This is a genomic window from Mycoplasmopsis maculosa, assembly GCF_900660665.1.
In the GTDB taxonomy this organism is placed as follows: domain Bacteria; phylum Bacillota_I; class Bacilli_A; order Mycoplasmatales; family Metamycoplasmataceae; genus Mycoplasmopsis; species Mycoplasmopsis maculosa.
In genome coordinates, this window is the sequence record NZ_LR215037.1 from 491,161 (window position 1) to 506,874 (window position 15,714).

Sequence of the window (15,714 nt, forward strand, 5' to 3'; positions counted from 1 at the left end):
TATGAATATTAAAATTAATAGCAGAATTTATAATAAATACAAAATAAACAAAATAATAGGAAATGGTGGTTTTTCAGAAGTTTATAAAATTGAAAATAAATTTTCTTTTGATTCAGATGATAAATTTTATGCTCTTAAATATCTTGTTTTAAAAAATGAAAATAATAAAAATGGGGTTATTAATAGATTTTTACAAGAAATAAAAATTATGAAACAAGTTAATTCTAAATTTTTTCCAAAATATATTGATTCATATTTAGATGATGAAGAACAATATTTAGTTATGGAATATATAGAAGGAAGAAATATAAGTGAATTATTGAAAAGAAATGGTAAATTTTCAACAGAAGCAGCTGTTTCATATGTTTCTCAGGCTTGTGAAGCTATACACGAATTACACACTTTAAACATTATTCACAGAGATATAAAGAGCAGTAATATATTGATTAATAAATTAAATGAAATAAGAATATTAGATTTCGGGTTATCACTTGATCCTGACAGTCAAAGACACACAGAGGAAACTAAAGTAGTTGGATCAGTATGCTATATGGCTCCTGAATTATGTACAACAAATACAAGTCCTTCAAGAAAATCTGATATTTACGCTTTAGGCATTTTATTATTTGAATTACTAACAGGAATATACCCCATTCAAGGTAAGGATGCACAAGAGACATTAAAAAAACAATCTTCTCAATTAATGCCAAGGGTTACAGATTATACTCTTGTTCCTACCGCTTTAGAAAATGTAATAATAAAAGCAACTGCAAAAGATCCAGAAAAAAGATATAAATCAGCATACGAAATGAAAAGGGATCTTGATACATCACTAGATAAAAGTAGAATTTTTGAAAAACCTTTAAATACTAAAACTTATAAAAGTAAAAAATATTTGTCAGAAATAATTAATTCCAAAGCTTTTTTAATAACTATGGTTATTATAAGTATTATTTTACTTATAATAGGTATTACTCTAATAACTGTTTTTTCAAGCGGAGGTAATTAATGATTGGTAAAATTTATTCTATAAATTCCGGAAAATACTATATTAAAGATGAATTTGGTGAAAAACATTTCATTCCTGCTGCTGGCGTTTTTAGACATAAAAATATAATTCCTTTAGTTGGGGATATCGTTTTTTTTGAAAAAAATACTTTTATAACCGATATTAAAGAAAGAAAAAATAGTTTTATAAGACCAAAAGTTTCTAATGTTGATCACATTATTATTGTTATGTCTTTAAAAGAACCATCTTTTCAAAGTTTTTTAGTAGATAAATATATGGCAATGATTGAAAGTAAAAATATTGAACCTATTCTTTTTATAACTAAAGTTGATTTAGGAGTTAATACTTGAAAAAATGAATATGAAAAAATGGGTTATAAAGTTTTTGAAATAAATTATTTAAATGATTCTTGAATAGGAGAAATAAGTAAAATATTTAAAAATAAAACTAATGTTTTAATGGGGCAAAGTGGTGTTGGCAAAACAACTATTTTAAACAAAATAACTAATCTAAATTTTGAAACTCAGGAAATTTCAAAATTTGCTAATAGAGGAAAACATACAACTAGAATAGTTCAAATTGTTGAATGTTTAGAAGGAGAACTAATTGACACGCCTGGTTTTTCTTCTTTAGAAATAAATTTATCAAAAATTGAATTAGCGAGCTCATATAAATTATTTAAGGAGTTAGGATCCAAATGTAAATTTAAATCATGCTTGCATGAAAATGAACCAGAAGAATATTGCAATGTTAAATTAAATGTAAAAAATAAAAAAATACCTGAATTTAGATATAATAACTACTTAAAGTTATTAAAGGAGATAAATTATGAAAAATAAATACGTTACACCTTCATTATTAAATGTTGAAAAAAAAGATAGATTAGAAATGGCTAATACTCTTGTTGAACAAGGCATAAAATGAATCCATTATGATGTAATGGATGGTAAATTTGTTCCTAATTTAGCAATTGAATTAGAAGAAATTAAAAATATAAATGAGAACGGAAAAAAACACTTAAAAGATGCACATCTAATGGTTGAAAATCCATTAGAATTAGTAGAACTATATAAAGATATTGTTGATATAACTACTTTTCACTATGAGGCCGTTGATCATTTTCAATTATTAGAATTCTTAAAAAATAATCAACATGATTATAGAATTGGTGTCGCTATTAAACCAGCGACTAAGGTAGAAGAAATTAAAGAATTATTACCTTACTTACAATTAGTTTTAGTTATGTCTGTTGAGCCTGGCGCAGGTGGACAAAAATTTATGCCTGAAGCATTAGACAAAATTAAAGAGTTAAAACGTATTCGTGATATAAATCAGTTTGAATATTTAATTCAAGTAGATGGGGGGATAAATAATATAACAGGACCTCAATGTTTTAAGGCGGGTGCTGATGCTTGCGTTGCCGGTACTTTTATAGTAAAAAATCCTACAAAAGAAACAATACAAAGTGTTTTAGGAGAATAATAAATGAACAGAGGATTTTATTTTGTATTTGTATTACTTATTGCAGCATTTATATTAATTTTAAATTGAATTAATTTTTCTTTAAAAGAAAACGGAAAACATGCTATTTATAAGGCTTCTTATGCTAAAAAATATTTTATTAGACATAAGTATCGTGTTAGAGATTCTGCATTTGATATTTTAAGAATGCATATTAAACCTTTTTTAATTTGATTAATAATTTTTAATATTTTATTAATAATTACCTTATTAACTACTTTATCATTAGCAGCATTAGTTATTAATACAGAAGTAACAAATGTAGAAAATGTTTCAACTACTGATAAAAATTTAATTATTTTGGGTGAAGAAGCAGTTAATTCAAATAATCAAGCGTCTTCCTTTACATTTGGTGAAAAAATAGGATATTCTATTTCTTACTTTATTTTAGCATTAGTGGTTATTTTTCAAATGGCTTGAACACTAACTTATTTACTTAGAACGATAATAAACTATAAAAATATAAGTGAATGAGAAATCATAAATAAAGCATTTGATTTTAAAGAAGTTAATTATGAACAAATTAAAAAATCACCTAATTTTTTAAGAAAATCAGCTGACTTTAAAATAGTTAAAAATAAAATAGCTATTGCTAAATTTAATAATTCTACTTTGTTAAATGATTATTCTGATGGTGAAGTTCCTAACAAAGAAATATTGCATTATTGAACTATTCAAGACTATGATAAGGTTCTTGTAAATGGAAAAAAAGTTAATTATGATAATATTCTTTTAAGATACAATGAAATTGTTCAAATTATGGCGCCAGAAATAGAAGATGATTTAGAAGATTAAATATTTCTTTAATCTTTTTTAATAAAATATAAAAAAGAAGATTTATTAAATCTTCTTTTTAATTATATTTTTAAAAATTAAATTATATAGCAGCAACTGAAATGCCTTTACGTTTTAATGTTTTAACAGTTTTTGCACTAACTTTTAAAGTTGTTGGTCTACCGTTAACATTGATTGTAATTTTTTGTAAATTAACATTAAATTTTCTTTTTGAAGCGTTCATAGCGTGTGAACGAATGTTTCCAACCATAGGACCTTTTCCTGTTAATTGATCTCTTCTAGCCATAGTTACTCCTTTCAATTTAAACAAGTATTTTTTTAATTTAATATAATGATTTTATCATTAATTTTAAAAAAACATAATTTTTTTATTTTAAAGCATTCCAAATTTCCTTAGCTGCAATAGCTCCGTCGCTTGAAGCTGTGACAATTTGTCTAACATTTTTCACTCTTATATCACCAATTGCATAAATACTTTTTACTTTTGTTTCCATTTTTTCATCAGTTATTATAAAACCACTTTTATCTGAAATATCTAAATTTTTATATATTTCTTTAGCAGGAATAAATCCTATCATAGGAAATAATCCATCTGCATTAAGTTTTATAATATCATTATTTTTATTATTTATTAATTCTATTTCTTTTAAGTTTGAATCACCATCTAATGATTTTAAAGTATGTGATTTTAAAACTTCTATTTTAGGGTTCTTATAAATCTCTTCAACAGATATTTTATCCGCAATAAATTCTTCATCTTTAACTACTAATTTAATTGAATTTGCATATTGACTTAAAAATAATGCTTCTTCTACCGCGCTATTTCCACCACCATAAACTATAATATCTTTATTTCTGAATAATGGTCCATCACAAACACCGCAAAAACTAACGCCTTGTTTTAGGAATTTTTCAAAATTTTCTACTCCAGTTGGATATCTATTAACCATACCAGCTGCAATAACAACTGTTTTTCCTTTAAAAATAGTTCCGCTTGTTAATATTACCTCATTTTCATATTCTGAAATATTATTAATAGTTTCAACTGAACCATTTTTATATTCTGCACCATATTCAATTGCGTGATTATATAAATTTTCAGCAAGTTCATAGCCATCAATTTTTTTAATGCCTAAATAATTTTCAACTGTGGAAGTTAAATTTATTTTTCCACCAGCTATATTTTTTTCAATAATTAAGGTCTTAAGACCTGCTCTTGATGTATAGAGCGCACAATTAAGACCTGCTGGTCCTGCACCCACAATAATAACATCATATTGATTTTCCATTATGAATATACCTCTGTAATCTTATGTGATTTTTTTGTTTTAAATCTAGTTTTTTCGATTCATTTAATATATTTTTCTGGATGTGCATAAACATAAATGAATCTATATTTTCTTCATTCCTTTAAATAATGTGTTGGATTGAAAAATTGAAAGAAAATAAATGAAATAGTTCCACCTATTATAAATAAATAAGCAGCAATTGTATAAATTAAATATGATTCTTCACGAAGTGGTTCCATTGCTAAACGAACTAAACCGTAGTAAATAAAATATCATGAACTTGATGAACCTGGTTTTAATAAGCCCATTCAATTAATTATTCAAACTAAAATAATGTAACCAATAAAGTTTGCTATTGATTCATATAAAAATAAAGGATATCTATAAGCTACTGTTCCATCTGCAGTTTTTATAAACATATTATTAGCAAATGAATCTCCAAATATAAATGAGCTGCTTCCATCTAAATCGATTTTTCCAAAAACTTCATGATTTGCGTAATTACCCCAACGACCAATAACTTGACCGATTAATATAGTAGGAATAATTATATCTGCTACCTTTCTTATATCCATAACATGTCTTTTTGAATAAACATAAGTGATATCTGCTATAAAGGCACAAATAATACCTCCTTGAATCGAAAGCCCACCTTCCCAAATTTTATATCAATTTGCAAAGTTAAAGTTTGTACTATAAATTGCAGCTTCTACTAAAAATCATAGACGTGAACCAATAATACTTAATGGAACCGTTATTAAAATTAAAGTAAATAAGTAATCTCATTTATATCTTGCTCTTCTTCAAAAAATAGCAATAGTTAAAATCGAAGCCAAAATACCCAACATCATAGTTATAGAATATGTATGAATTGGAAAAGCTTCAGAACCAATTGTAAAACTTTGCCCTTCTAAAAAAGGAGCAAAATTTGTTGGTGTTCCTGGAGCTACTTTAATATTACTAGTCATATCAATCTCCTTCGTCATCACCCGCTTCATTAACGCGACGATCTTCTAATAATTTAAGTGCATCAAAACCTTCTTTTTTTGATAAATATGCGATAACAGCAGCCTCTATTAATGATGAAACTGAAGCCCCTACTTTTACTGGAACTTGCACTTTTTTAATTTTTCCGCCTAAAATTGGATAAGACATTTCTTTATCACCTAAACGATCTAGAGAAGAATAACTAATATTATTTTTTTCTACTAATTCAACAACTAAGTTTACAACAGCACCTCTAGATATTGATTTTACCCCGTATAAATGCAAGACATTTACTAAACCTGTACCTCTCATTTCTAGTAAATCTCTTGTTAACAATGGGCTTCTTCCAAAAAAGTTAGCACCTATATGTTTAATAAGAACAGCATCATCAGCAACAAATAAATGTCCATTTTGTATTAATTCATGCGTTGCTTCACTTTTTCCAATTCCTGATTCACCTATAATTAAGACTCCTACACCATAAACAACTGTTAAACAACCATGGACTTGTGTTTCCTCAGAGTAAAAATCGCTTAAATATGTACCAATTGTTGAGGTTATTTTTGATGTGCTTTTATCTGAAATATAAATTGGAATTTTGTATTCGTCACATATATTTATTATTCATTCAGATTGTAATGAAGCCATACCTTTTGAAAGAATAACTAATGGCGGTTTTACTTCTAAAACTCTTCTTAATGTTTCAATTGCTTTTTGTTTACCTATTTTTTTAAAATAAACTGATTCACTTGTTCCTCAACAAACAACATTTCTAGAGTATCTTTCATTATCAGTAACATGTGCTATTTCTAGCCCTAATCTTTTAATAGCAGGAAAATTAATATTTCTATAAACTAAATCATCTGTTTTATTTGCTAATTCAATATTAAATTTTTTAAGTACTTTTCTTACATTTATTACTCGTCTTTTCATAATAACCTTTTAATATTTAATATTATATATTAAATAACATTATTTTCTAATTAATAAAAAAATAAGCCTTAATCTGACTTATTATAATAATTATTTTCTTCGTATAAACTCATTAATTTTTTAGGATATTTTTTAAAAGAACTTTTGATATAAAATTTAATATTTTTTTTAGCTTTTTCTTCATCATTAATTATTATTTTTTTTACTGCTAACAACCCGAAAATGCTTATTATTAAAAAATATGTATAACCAAAAATAATTAATAATGAACCACTAATGACACATAATATTGCTACTAATTTATTTTTTTCAGTTAAAACAGTACCTATAACAATAGATGACAAAAATAAAAATGTCAACAGTATAACAATTGTAAATACAGCTTGAAAAATAGATTTTTTAAATTGTTTTAAATACAAGTTATTATTTAATGAAAATATTTTAAAATAAGCGTTTATTGTTTTTTCTTCTTTATTTATTTTATCAATTTTGTTAGTCAAAAGTTACCCCTTTTAAATTTTTAACTCAGTTTATAAAATGATTGTATGTTTTATTAAAATCAAATTTATTATTTATCATAAAGCCTTTTAAATACGCCATTTTAGTCAAAATATTATGCATTTTATACTCATCTAAATCAATGAGCTCAGATTCATCAAGACCATACTCTTTCGAAAATAAATTAGGATAATATTTTGCTATAACTTTTAAAAAGCTATTAAATAAAAATCTTAAAGGAAAAATTTTTGTTTCAATTGAACCTATCATAGCAAGTTTTGTTGCTGCCTCTTGATCATCCATTTTTGGGAGCAAAATTCCAGGAGTATCCATAAAATAATAATTATCAACTGTTACTCATTTTTTTTCTCTTGTTACTCCAGGAAAATTAGCAACTTTTAAACTATTTTTTTGAGACATTAAATTTATTAAAGTACTCTTTCCAGCATTAGGAACACCCATCACAAATAATTTTATTTTAGCTCCTAATAAACCTTTTTCTTTTGCTTTCGCAACTTTTGCAGCACTTATTTTTTTTATTTCATTTAAAATTATTTTTCTGCTATTTTGTTTTCTTAAATCAAGTCACAATACTTTACCATTGCTAAATCTTTTTTGAATCATTTGTTTTTTAGTTTCGTCCATTAAATCACTCTTGGTAATAATAAAAAGTCTATTTTTTTGGGGAGAAATAGAATCAAAATCTTCATTATAACTGCTTATTGGACATCTTGCATCTAAAACAATTACAAAAATATCTGCTAAAGTAGCATTATTTTTAATATCTTTCATTGCTTTAGCCATATGACCAGGATATCAATTTATTAACGTTGTTTCTTCATTCATTTTAATTACCCTTCATTTCCTCAAAAAGAATTTTTTCTTCATTTAAAGCTATTAAATTGTTCTTTTCGTTAATTAGTCTATTGTTTTCATCTTCTAAAATTTTTATTTTTCTATTTAATTCATGAATTTTACTATTTAATGAAGCTAATTGTAAATCTACTTCATTTTTGTTATATCCGTTTAATTCATAATTAAATATTTTAAAAGCAGTTTTATTCTTCATAGTAAATTTACCTATCCATTGCTAATTTTATTTAAAACAATACCAGCTGAAACTGATACATTCAAGCTTTCGAACTTAATTGGAATATAAACTTTAAAATCTAATAAATCATATATTTCTTTTTTTATACCATTACCTTCATTTCCGAAAATTATTACTATTTTTTTTGAATCAAAATTGACATCATTTAAAGGTATGCTATTTGATGATAATGTTGTACCATAAAGCTTATATCCATCTTCTTTTAGTTTTTTTAATTCTAAAAAAGAATTATTATAATTGACCAAATTTATATTAAATAAAGCTCCTTGGCTTGATCTAATTATTTTATCATTATAAAAATTAGAATTTGAAAAAACTGCATTAAATTCAAATGCTACTGATGATCTAATAATGGTTCCTATATTTCCAGGGTCTTGTAAATTATCTAAAAATACTATTTTTTCAAAATTATTATTTTTAATATTTTCTTTCTTACATAATGCAAAAATTCCCTCAGGATTTTTAGTTGTACACACAGAATTTAGCACATTATCCGAAACTAAAATAGAATCAGAATATTTCTCCTTGCCAAATAATTCATAAATTTCTAAACAATATTTTTTATTTATAGCTTCTTCTACTAAATTGTATCCTTCAACAATAAAAAAATCACTTTTATTATTATTAATATGCTTTTTTAGTTCTTTTATTTTAGTGTTTTGATTACTTGTTATTACTTTTCTCATTCTAATAAAAAATCTTTTCCTTTTTGAATTTCGAATTTAGATAAATCTTGAAAATCTAATTGTCTCATAACTTCAAAACCTAAAATTGATACACAATTAGCTAAATTGATAGATCTCATATTTGAAACCATTGGAATTCTTAAACAATTATCAAAATTATCCTTTAATATTTTTTTATCAATTCCAGTAGATTCTTTACCAAACATTAGCCATATTTCATTTTTTTTCAAATATTCTTTTTTATAATCAACATCAGAATAAGTAACTTGTCCATATCTAGTTACATAATAAATATTTTTATCTTTATACTTATTATAAAAAGCATCATAAGAATCATGAATTTCATGCTGTATATCACTTAAAATTCTTCCAGCTCCTGCTCTTTTTAAAAAATGTGGGCTTAATTCAAAAGAAATAGGTTTTATAATGTGCAATTTTGCTCCTAAAGCATAGCATGTTCTTATAATATTACCAGTATTTGGTGGTATTTCTGGTTCAAAAAGTACAATGTGTAACATAATGACTCCTTAATATTTAAAATATATTTATATTTTACTATTTATATAGTTTATTATGAAAAATAATGTGGAAAATAGTGAATTTACTAAAATCTTATTTTTTAGTATTGTAAAATTAATAAGCAAAGATTGTATAAGTCTTATTTATTATTTTCTTTGCACAAGGAGATTTATGTACAAGTACAAAGCAAAATTAATTTCTACACAAGAAGTTGTGGCTCAAGCAAACACTTTAGAAGATTTAGATGGTATGATTCTAGGGTATCGTCGTAAACAAAAAGTTGGTGAGCATACAAATGGAAATGAAAAAATACAAATTATTCATGTTGAAAGAGATTCATTGAAAGGAAAACATAAATCTAAAGAAATTATTTTAAAAGAAGTTTAATTCTTTTAGCAGGTTAACCCTGCTTTTTATTTTTTTATTTTCAAAATTATCAATATGTTAAAATTTATTTTATGAGATTAAGAAATGATAATAAAGCTGAACAGAAATTACTTGATTCTGGTTTTTTATATGAATTTAAAAATAAAAAAATACAACTAAAAAATGATGATGTTTTGGAAATTGGAATGGGTAAAGGAGAAATGATTGTTGAACTAGCATATCTAAATCCTAATATTAATTTTTATGGGCTAGAAAAATACGCAACAGTCGCAGCAAAATGTATAAAAAAAGCAAAAGAATATGATTTAAAAAATTTTAAAATCATTTTAGAAGATGCTTCAAAAATTGAAGAAATTTTTGAAGGAGAATGTAATACAATTTGACTCACTTTTAGTGATCCTTGACCAAAAGCAAGACATGAAAAAAGAAGATTAACATATAAATCTTTTTTAAAAAAATATTCTTTAATATTATCTAAAAACGGACTATTAAAATTTAAAAGTGATAACGACAAATTATATGAATTTTCCTTAGAAAGTTTACTTGAAAATAATTGAATTATTATTGACAATGGAACTGATTTGCATAATAGTTTTCATAATAGTTCAAATATAAAAACAGGATATGAAACTAAATGAAGTTCATTAGGAAAAAATATTAATTATATTTTTGCTAAAAAGCCTATTTTATAATAAAAAACGTATCTTCAGATACGTTTTTATTTACAAATTATTATTTTTCGATTTTAATTTTTATACCAGGACCCATTGTTGAAGATAATACAATATTTTGAATATATGTACCTTTAACAGCAGCTGGTTTTAATTTCTTAATTAATGAAACAACTGTTTGAATGTTTTCAGCTAATGCTTCAGTTGACATACTTACTTTTCCAACTAATGTATGAACAATACCTGCTTTATCTGTACGGTAGTTTGCTTTACCTTTTTTAAGTTCTTCAACAGCTTTTTCTGGAGTAGGTGTAACTGTACCTGTTTTAGGGTTTGGCATTAAACCTTTAGGTCCAAGTTTTTTACCATATTTACCTAATAAAGGCATCATTGCTGGATCTGCAACCATAACATCAAAGTCAAATTCATCTTCTTTAATTTTTTGTTCAAGAGCTGCACCATCTACAACAATGTCAGCACCTGCAGCTGTACTTAATTTTTGTTTTTCAGGGTTATTTGTTACAACTAAAACTCTAATTGATTTTCCTGTACCATTTGGTAATAATACAGCACCACGTAATTGTTGATCTGCTTTTCTAACATCAAGGTTAAGTTTGAATACTAAATCTACTGAAGCGTCAAATTTTGCATATGAAGTTCTTTTAACAATTTCAATAGCTTCTTTTAAATCATAAGCAACTGTTTTGTCAAATGAAGCTCTTGCTTCTCTAATTTTCTTTCCACCTTTGAAAGCCATAATTAGTTTTCTCCTTCAACTTTTTCATCAATAACGTTAACTTCAATTTCTTTACCTTTAGATTCAACTAATTCAGCTTGTGCAGCGTCAAGTGCTGCTGATTTTGCAGCGGCTTTAGCGTCCGCCTTAGCTGCAGCATTAGCAGCTTTTCTAGCAGCAACTACATCGTCTCAACCTTCAACTAAAATACCCATATTTTTAGCTGTACCAGCAATAGTAGCCATAGCAGCATTAATATCTTTTGTATTTAAGTCTGGTAATTTGTATTCAGCAATAGCTTTCAATTGCTCAACTGTAATTGTTGCAGCAATAGTTGTTTTAGCATTTGAACTACCTTTATTAATTTTAGCAGCTTCTTTTAATTTGTAACTTGCTGGTGATGTGAATAATTTAAAATCGAATGATTTGTCAGCATAAACTGTAATTTGTACTGGAACTGGTTCGCTACCTCTTTCACGAGTTGCATCATTAAATGCACGTGTAAATTCAGGCATGTTAATACCAACACCGGCTAAAGCAGGACCTGGTTTAGCTTGTCCGGCATTAAATTGTAACTTACGAACACGAACAATTTCTTTTGCCATATTTTGTTATCCTTTCGATAATGTGGTTCTAGCGATAAAATCTCCCACTAGTTAAGAGACAATTTAATATAAATTGCATTTTTATTATAAATAAAAAAGTTTTTTTTAAAAGAATAAATATTATTTTTTGTGAAAAACTTCATTTAAACTTTTACTTCAAATATTTTTTTTACTTATTTTTGCTAAATTTTCTATTTTCTTTAATAAATAAAAATAATTAACGTTTTCTTCTGCGTTAGTGAAATATTCACTTTTTTTATTTACTATATCAATATACTTAACTCTTGCTAAACCTTCTTTTACTAACTCATATCCAATATCATATTCTTTACCAAAATATCTATAAAAAAGCTTCGATACTATTCTATTATATTTATCTTTTTTTAAAGGAATGTAATAGAATTCTTCACTTTTATTCCATATTTCTTTTATAAAAGCTGCTGCTTTTTGAGCATAGTAATTTTCATATTTCGCATTATCTTTTCAAGTTTTAAAAATTTCAGGAGCATCAATTCCAAAAATTCTTATTACATTTCTATCTTCATTTGTATTAAAAGAAATTGTATCTCCATCAATTATTTTAATATTATTTTCTATCTTAATTTTATTTCCAAATGAAGGAGCATTGTTGAAAGAACAGGATGTTATAAAAAAAGACATAAGAATAATTAACCCGCATATTTGTTTTTTCATATTTTTTTATTAAAATATTTTTTTATTTTTTTAAAATTATTTTTTAAAATAGATAAAATTACTTTTTTTCTAAAAAAACTTTTTTATAGATATTTTTTTAGAAAACATCAACTTAATTTATTATTAATAAAATATATTATTTAGCAAATAGATATAATTTTTGCTAAATTTTAAAAATTAATCTTAAATTTATATTAAAATATAAATATTAATAATTTTTAGGAGAAAACATGAACATAAAAAATATTGAATTAAATAAAGAAAAAATGAATATTGTCGTTGAAGTTGAATTTAGCGGAGAATCATGAAAAAAAGTTTTTAATGAAACAAAAACAAAAAAAGTTAAAGAATTAAAAATACCTGGATTCCGTCCTGGTAAAGCTCCAAAACATGAAATAGAAAAAAGAATTACTCCTGTTGCAGTAGCTTATGATGCAGTTTACAAAGCTTATGAAACTGAAGCTGAACAAATTATTGAAGGTATTAAAAAAGAACATTCAAATATAGTAATGATGCCTGCATTAGTTGATATGCCTGTGCTTTCAGAGGAAAAAGCTGTTATAAAATTACAATTCCCATTAGAACCTGATTTTTCAAATTATTCTTTAGATGATGTAAAAGTAGAAGTTGAAAAGATTTCAGTTAGCACAAAAGAGGTTGAAGAAGCAATAACAAGACAATTGCAATCAAATGCATTATTAATGCCTATTTCTAAGACTGAAAAAACAAAATTAGGAGATACAGTTACTCTTAACTACAAAGGTTATGTTAATGATGAAGCTTTTGAAGGTGGAGAAGCTGAAGGTTTTGAATTAAAATTAGGTTCAAAAACATTTATAGATACTTTTGAAGACCAATTAGTTGATAAAAAAATTGGATATAAAGGTGAGGTTAAAGTTACTTTCCCAGAACAATATCCTGTTGATAAATTAAGAGGTCAATTAGCTACTTTTGATGTAGAAATCGTTGATGCAAAAAGACCAGAAAGTGTTGAAATAAATGATGAAGCTGTTAAAACATTGAATGTTCCAGGTGTTAATACAGTTGAAGAGTTGAAAAAATATGTTAAAGATCAATTAATAGTTTCTAAAACTCTTATTAGTTTAAATACAACAGTTAATAGTGTGGTTCAAGAATTAAAAACAAAACATAACCCAACAGTTTCTAATGAAGTTGCGAAACCATACGCAGATAAAAAACTTACAGAAGTAAGAAACCAATTAAAACAACAAAATATTAAATTAAGCGAGTACTTATCTGTTATTCAAAAATCAGAAGAAGAATTTTCTAACTTAATTTTAGAAGAAGAAAAAGCTCAATTAATAAATAACTTAGTTGCTTCTTCATTATTTAAAAAATATTCAGCTGAATTATCTATTAGTGAATTAGGAAAACAAGTTTGAGCATTAGAAACAGCAATGCAATCTGGTTTACCTTTAGAATTAGTTATTTCATTTATAGAACCTAAAGAAGGTGAAGATGCTTCTAAAACAGAAATGTACTATAAAGAAGCTGCTTTAGAATTTGAATTTAAACAATTTGTTGCTAAAAAATTAGGTGGTGCTAACGCTGAAGCGAACTTAAAAGCTTTATCATCAATTATTTCAAAACAAATAGAAAATGCAAAAAAAGCTGCAGAAGAACAAAAAGCTAAAACAAAAGAAGCAGAAAAATCTAAAGAAGAAACAAAATAAAAATATAAGTGTCTATTAGGCACTTATATTTTTTTATAAAAAAAGTAAGTTTTGTACTTACTATTTTTTAATAATTCTTTTTAATGTTGGGAATAATAATACATCTCTTATTGAATCTGTCTCGGTTAAAAGCATAATTAATCTATCAATCCCTATTCCACAACCTCCTGTAGGAGGCATACCATATTCTAATGCTTCAACAAAATCCCAATCAATATCACTAGCTTCATCATTACCTGCTGCTTTTTCAGATAATTGATTTTCGAATCTTTCTAATTGATCTATAGGATCACTTAATTCGGTATACATATTTGCATATTCTTTTTTATTTATAAATAACTCAGCTCTTTCAGTGAATCTTGGATCTTCAGATTTTGCACTTAATGGAGATACTTCAATTGGATGTCCATAAATAAATGTAGGTTCTATTAAAGTATCTTCAATTAATTCTTCGTATAAAGCATTTATAATATGACCAATTGTAAAGAATTTTTCAAGTTTTACAGAATATTTTTTAGCAATACTTACCGCTTCTTCTAAAGAAACTTTTCTAAAATCAACCCCTGTAGCTTCACTTACGGCATCAACCATATTTAATCTTTTAAAAGGTTTTGATAAATCAATTTTTGTACCATTATTAATAAATTCTGATTTACCAATTTTAGAAACTAAAAATTTAAATAAAGCTTCTGTACGATTCATCATTCCTTCAGCGTTTGAATATGCTTCATAAAATTCAATTGTTGTAAATTCTGGGTTATGAGTAGTGTCATATCCTTCATTTCTGAAAATTCTTCCTAATTCATAAACTCTATCCAAACCACCAACAATACATTTTTTTAATGGAATTTCTGTTGCAATTCTTAAAACAAAATCTTGATTTAATGAATTATGATGTGTTGTAAAAGGCTTAGCAGCTGCGCCTGAAACATAATCATGTAAAAATGGAGTCTCAACTTCTAAATAATCCAAATTGTTAAAATATTCCTTAATTCATTGAATAACTTTTGTTCTCAAAATAAATCTTTGTTTTGACTCATCGTTCATTATCAAATCAACATATCTATGACGATATCTTTCTTCTGTATCAACTAAACCATGATATTTCTCAGGAAGTGGTTTAAGTGCTTTTGTTAAAAGCTCAATTTTTTCACTTTTAATAGTAATTTCACCAGTATGTGTTTTCATAACAATACCTTTTACTCATAAAATATCACCTAAATCAAATGTTGAAACAATTTTTGATACTTCTTCATTTTCTTTTTTATTAAAATAAACTTGAATTAACCCATCACGATCTTTCAAAACTAAAAAAGGTCCTCTTACTGTCATTAATCTACCAGTAATATTAACTTTTTCTTTTTTTGACTCTAGTTCTTCTCTTGTGAAATTATCGTATTTTGTTTTTATATCATTACTTAATAATAATTCACCTAGGTTATAAGCTTTTTTGAAGGCTACTACATTATTTTCTTTATAAAATTCTAATTTATCACGTCTGACTTGTTCTTGTTCTGTATATTTTGACATACAACCTCCATAAAATAATTAATTTATAAACTTTTATTTATATTTTACTA

General features: G+C 25.4%; 20 protein-coding genes. 7 read left to right on the forward strand and 13 right to left on the reverse strand.

The window, feature by feature from the left end; genetic code table 4:
- The first annotated feature begins 1 nt into the window (after position 1).
- Genes EXC47_RS01990 through EXC47_RS02005 form a run of 4 tightly spaced genes read left to right on the forward strand, consistent with a single transcriptional unit; the run spans position 2 to position 3,325 of the window.
- Positions 2-1,009 carry a serine/threonine-protein kinase gene (locus tag EXC47_RS01990; protein WP_129646628.1) on the forward strand — a complete coding sequence of 336 codons (1,008 nt, stop codon included), beginning with the start codon at positions 2-4 and terminating at the stop codon, positions 1,007-1,009.
- The gene (rsgA, locus tag EXC47_RS01995) at positions 1,009-1,848 is read left to right on the forward strand and encodes a ribosome small subunit-dependent GTPase A (protein ID WP_129646630.1); all 840 of its coding nucleotides are present in this window, start codon (positions 1,009-1,011) and stop codon (positions 1,846-1,848) included. Before EXC47_RS01990 ends, rsgA begins: the two co-directional genes overlap by 1 nt.
- Positions 1,838-2,491, forward strand: coding sequence for a ribulose-phosphate 3-epimerase (locus EXC47_RS02000; RefSeq protein WP_129646632.1), 654 nt, complete (start codon positions 1,838-1,840; stop codon positions 2,489-2,491). The genes rsgA and EXC47_RS02000 overlap by 11 nt, the downstream gene beginning before the upstream one ends.
- A 3-nt stretch (positions 2,492-2,494) precedes the next feature.
- On the forward strand, positions 2,495-3,325 hold the full coding sequence (locus tag EXC47_RS02005; protein ID WP_129646634.1) for an MAG0920 family protein: 831 nt from the start codon (positions 2,495-2,497) through the stop codon (positions 3,323-3,325).
- Positions 3,326-3,407: 82 nt separating this feature from the next.
- On the opposite strand, the gene rpmB is transcribed toward EXC47_RS02005, so the two are convergent.
- The 9 genes from rpmB to EXC47_RS02050 all read right to left on the reverse strand — a co-directional run bounded on the left by rpmB (position 3,408) and on the right by EXC47_RS02050 (position 9,347).
- Complete coding sequence (gene rpmB / locus EXC47_RS02010) at positions 3,408-3,611, reverse strand: 50S ribosomal protein L28 (protein WP_129646636.1); 204 nt, start codon at positions 3,609-3,611, stop codon at positions 3,408-3,410.
- An 82-nt stretch (positions 3,612-3,693) separates the two neighbouring features.
- Positions 3,694-4,614 carry an NAD(P)/FAD-dependent oxidoreductase gene (locus EXC47_RS02015; RefSeq protein ID WP_129646638.1) on the reverse strand — a complete coding sequence of 307 codons (921 nt, stop codon included), beginning with the start codon at positions 4,612-4,614 and terminating at the stop codon, positions 3,694-3,696.
- Positions 4,614-5,582 carry a prolipoprotein diacylglyceryl transferase gene (gene lgt / locus EXC47_RS02020; protein ID WP_223211704.1) on the reverse strand — a complete coding sequence of 323 codons (969 nt, stop codon included), beginning with the start codon at positions 5,580-5,582 and terminating at the stop codon, positions 4,614-4,616. The genes EXC47_RS02015 and lgt overlap by 1 nt, the downstream gene beginning before the upstream one ends.
- Positions 5,575-6,534 (reverse strand): HPr(Ser) kinase/phosphatase, encoded by a 960-nt coding sequence (gene hprK / locus EXC47_RS02025; RefSeq protein WP_129646642.1) that lies wholly within the window; start codon positions 6,532-6,534, stop codon positions 5,575-5,577. Before hprK ends, lgt begins: the two co-directional genes overlap by 8 nt.
- A 68-nt stretch (positions 6,535-6,602) precedes the next feature.
- The gene (locus EXC47_RS02030) at positions 6,603-7,034 is read right to left on the reverse strand and encodes a hypothetical protein (RefSeq protein ID WP_129646644.1); all 432 of its coding nucleotides are present in this window, start codon (positions 7,032-7,034) and stop codon (positions 6,603-6,605) included.
- Entirely contained in the window at positions 7,027-7,878 is an 852-nt protein-coding gene (gene ylqF / locus EXC47_RS02035) for a ribosome biogenesis GTPase YlqF (protein ID WP_129646646.1), read from the reverse strand. The genes EXC47_RS02030 and ylqF overlap by 8 nt, the downstream gene beginning before the upstream one ends.
- A 1-nt stretch (position 7,879) precedes the next feature.
- Positions 7,880-8,101 (reverse strand): hypothetical protein, encoded by a 222-nt coding sequence (locus EXC47_RS02040; RefSeq protein ID WP_129646648.1) that lies wholly within the window; start codon positions 8,099-8,101, stop codon positions 7,880-7,882.
- 11 nt (positions 8,102-8,112) lie between these two features.
- A complete protein-coding gene (locus EXC47_RS02045; RefSeq protein ID WP_129646650.1) occupies positions 8,113-8,829 on the reverse strand; it encodes a TrmH family RNA methyltransferase in 717 nt (238 codons plus the stop codon).
- A complete protein-coding gene (locus EXC47_RS02050) occupies positions 8,817-9,347 on the reverse strand; it encodes a tRNA (cytidine(34)-2'-O)-methyltransferase (protein ID WP_129646652.1) in 531 nt (176 codons plus the stop codon). The genes EXC47_RS02045 and EXC47_RS02050 overlap by 13 nt, the downstream gene beginning before the upstream one ends.
- A 172-nt stretch (positions 9,348-9,519) precedes the next feature.
- On the opposite strand from EXC47_RS02050, the gene EXC47_RS02055 reads away from it, so the two are divergent.
- A complete protein-coding gene (locus tag EXC47_RS02055; protein WP_129646654.1) occupies positions 9,520-9,735 on the forward strand; it encodes an MAG6790 family protein in 216 nt (71 codons plus the stop codon).
- Between the two features lie 71 nt (positions 9,736-9,806).
- A complete protein-coding gene (trmB, locus tag EXC47_RS02060; RefSeq protein ID WP_129646656.1) occupies positions 9,807-10,427 on the forward strand; it encodes a tRNA (guanosine(46)-N7)-methyltransferase TrmB in 621 nt (206 codons plus the stop codon).
- Between the two features lie 40 nt (positions 10,428-10,467).
- On the opposite strand, the gene rplA is transcribed toward trmB, so the two are convergent.
- The 3 genes from rplA to EXC47_RS02075 form a co-directional block, all read right to left on the reverse strand.
- On the reverse strand, positions 10,468-11,163 hold the full coding sequence (rplA, locus tag EXC47_RS02065) for a 50S ribosomal protein L1 (protein ID WP_129646658.1): 696 nt from the start codon (positions 11,161-11,163) through the stop codon (positions 10,468-10,470).
- A 2-nt stretch (positions 11,164-11,165) separates the two neighbouring features.
- A complete protein-coding gene (gene rplK, locus EXC47_RS02070; RefSeq protein ID WP_129646660.1) occupies positions 11,166-11,747 on the reverse strand; it encodes a 50S ribosomal protein L11 in 582 nt (193 codons plus the stop codon).
- A gap of 120 nt (positions 11,748-11,867) precedes the next feature.
- Positions 11,868-12,440 carry a thermonuclease family protein gene (locus tag EXC47_RS02075; RefSeq protein ID WP_129646662.1) on the reverse strand — a complete coding sequence of 191 codons (573 nt, stop codon included), beginning with the start codon at positions 12,438-12,440 and terminating at the stop codon, positions 11,868-11,870.
- A gap of 230 nt (positions 12,441-12,670) precedes the next feature.
- Here EXC47_RS02075 and tig point away from each other — a divergent pair, with 230 nt between their 5' ends.
- Positions 12,671-14,134: a trigger factor gene (tig, locus tag EXC47_RS02080; protein WP_129646665.1), complete on the forward strand. Its 1,464-nt coding sequence runs from the start codon at positions 12,671-12,673 to the stop codon at positions 14,132-14,134.
- A gap of 60 nt (positions 14,135-14,194) precedes the next feature.
- Here tig and lysS read toward each other — a convergent pair whose 3' ends face one another.
- The gene (gene lysS / locus EXC47_RS02085) at positions 14,195-15,664 is read right to left on the reverse strand and encodes a lysine--tRNA ligase (protein ID WP_129646667.1); all 1,470 of its coding nucleotides are present in this window, start codon (positions 15,662-15,664) and stop codon (positions 14,195-14,197) included.
- Positions 15,665-15,714: the final 50 nt, after the last annotated feature.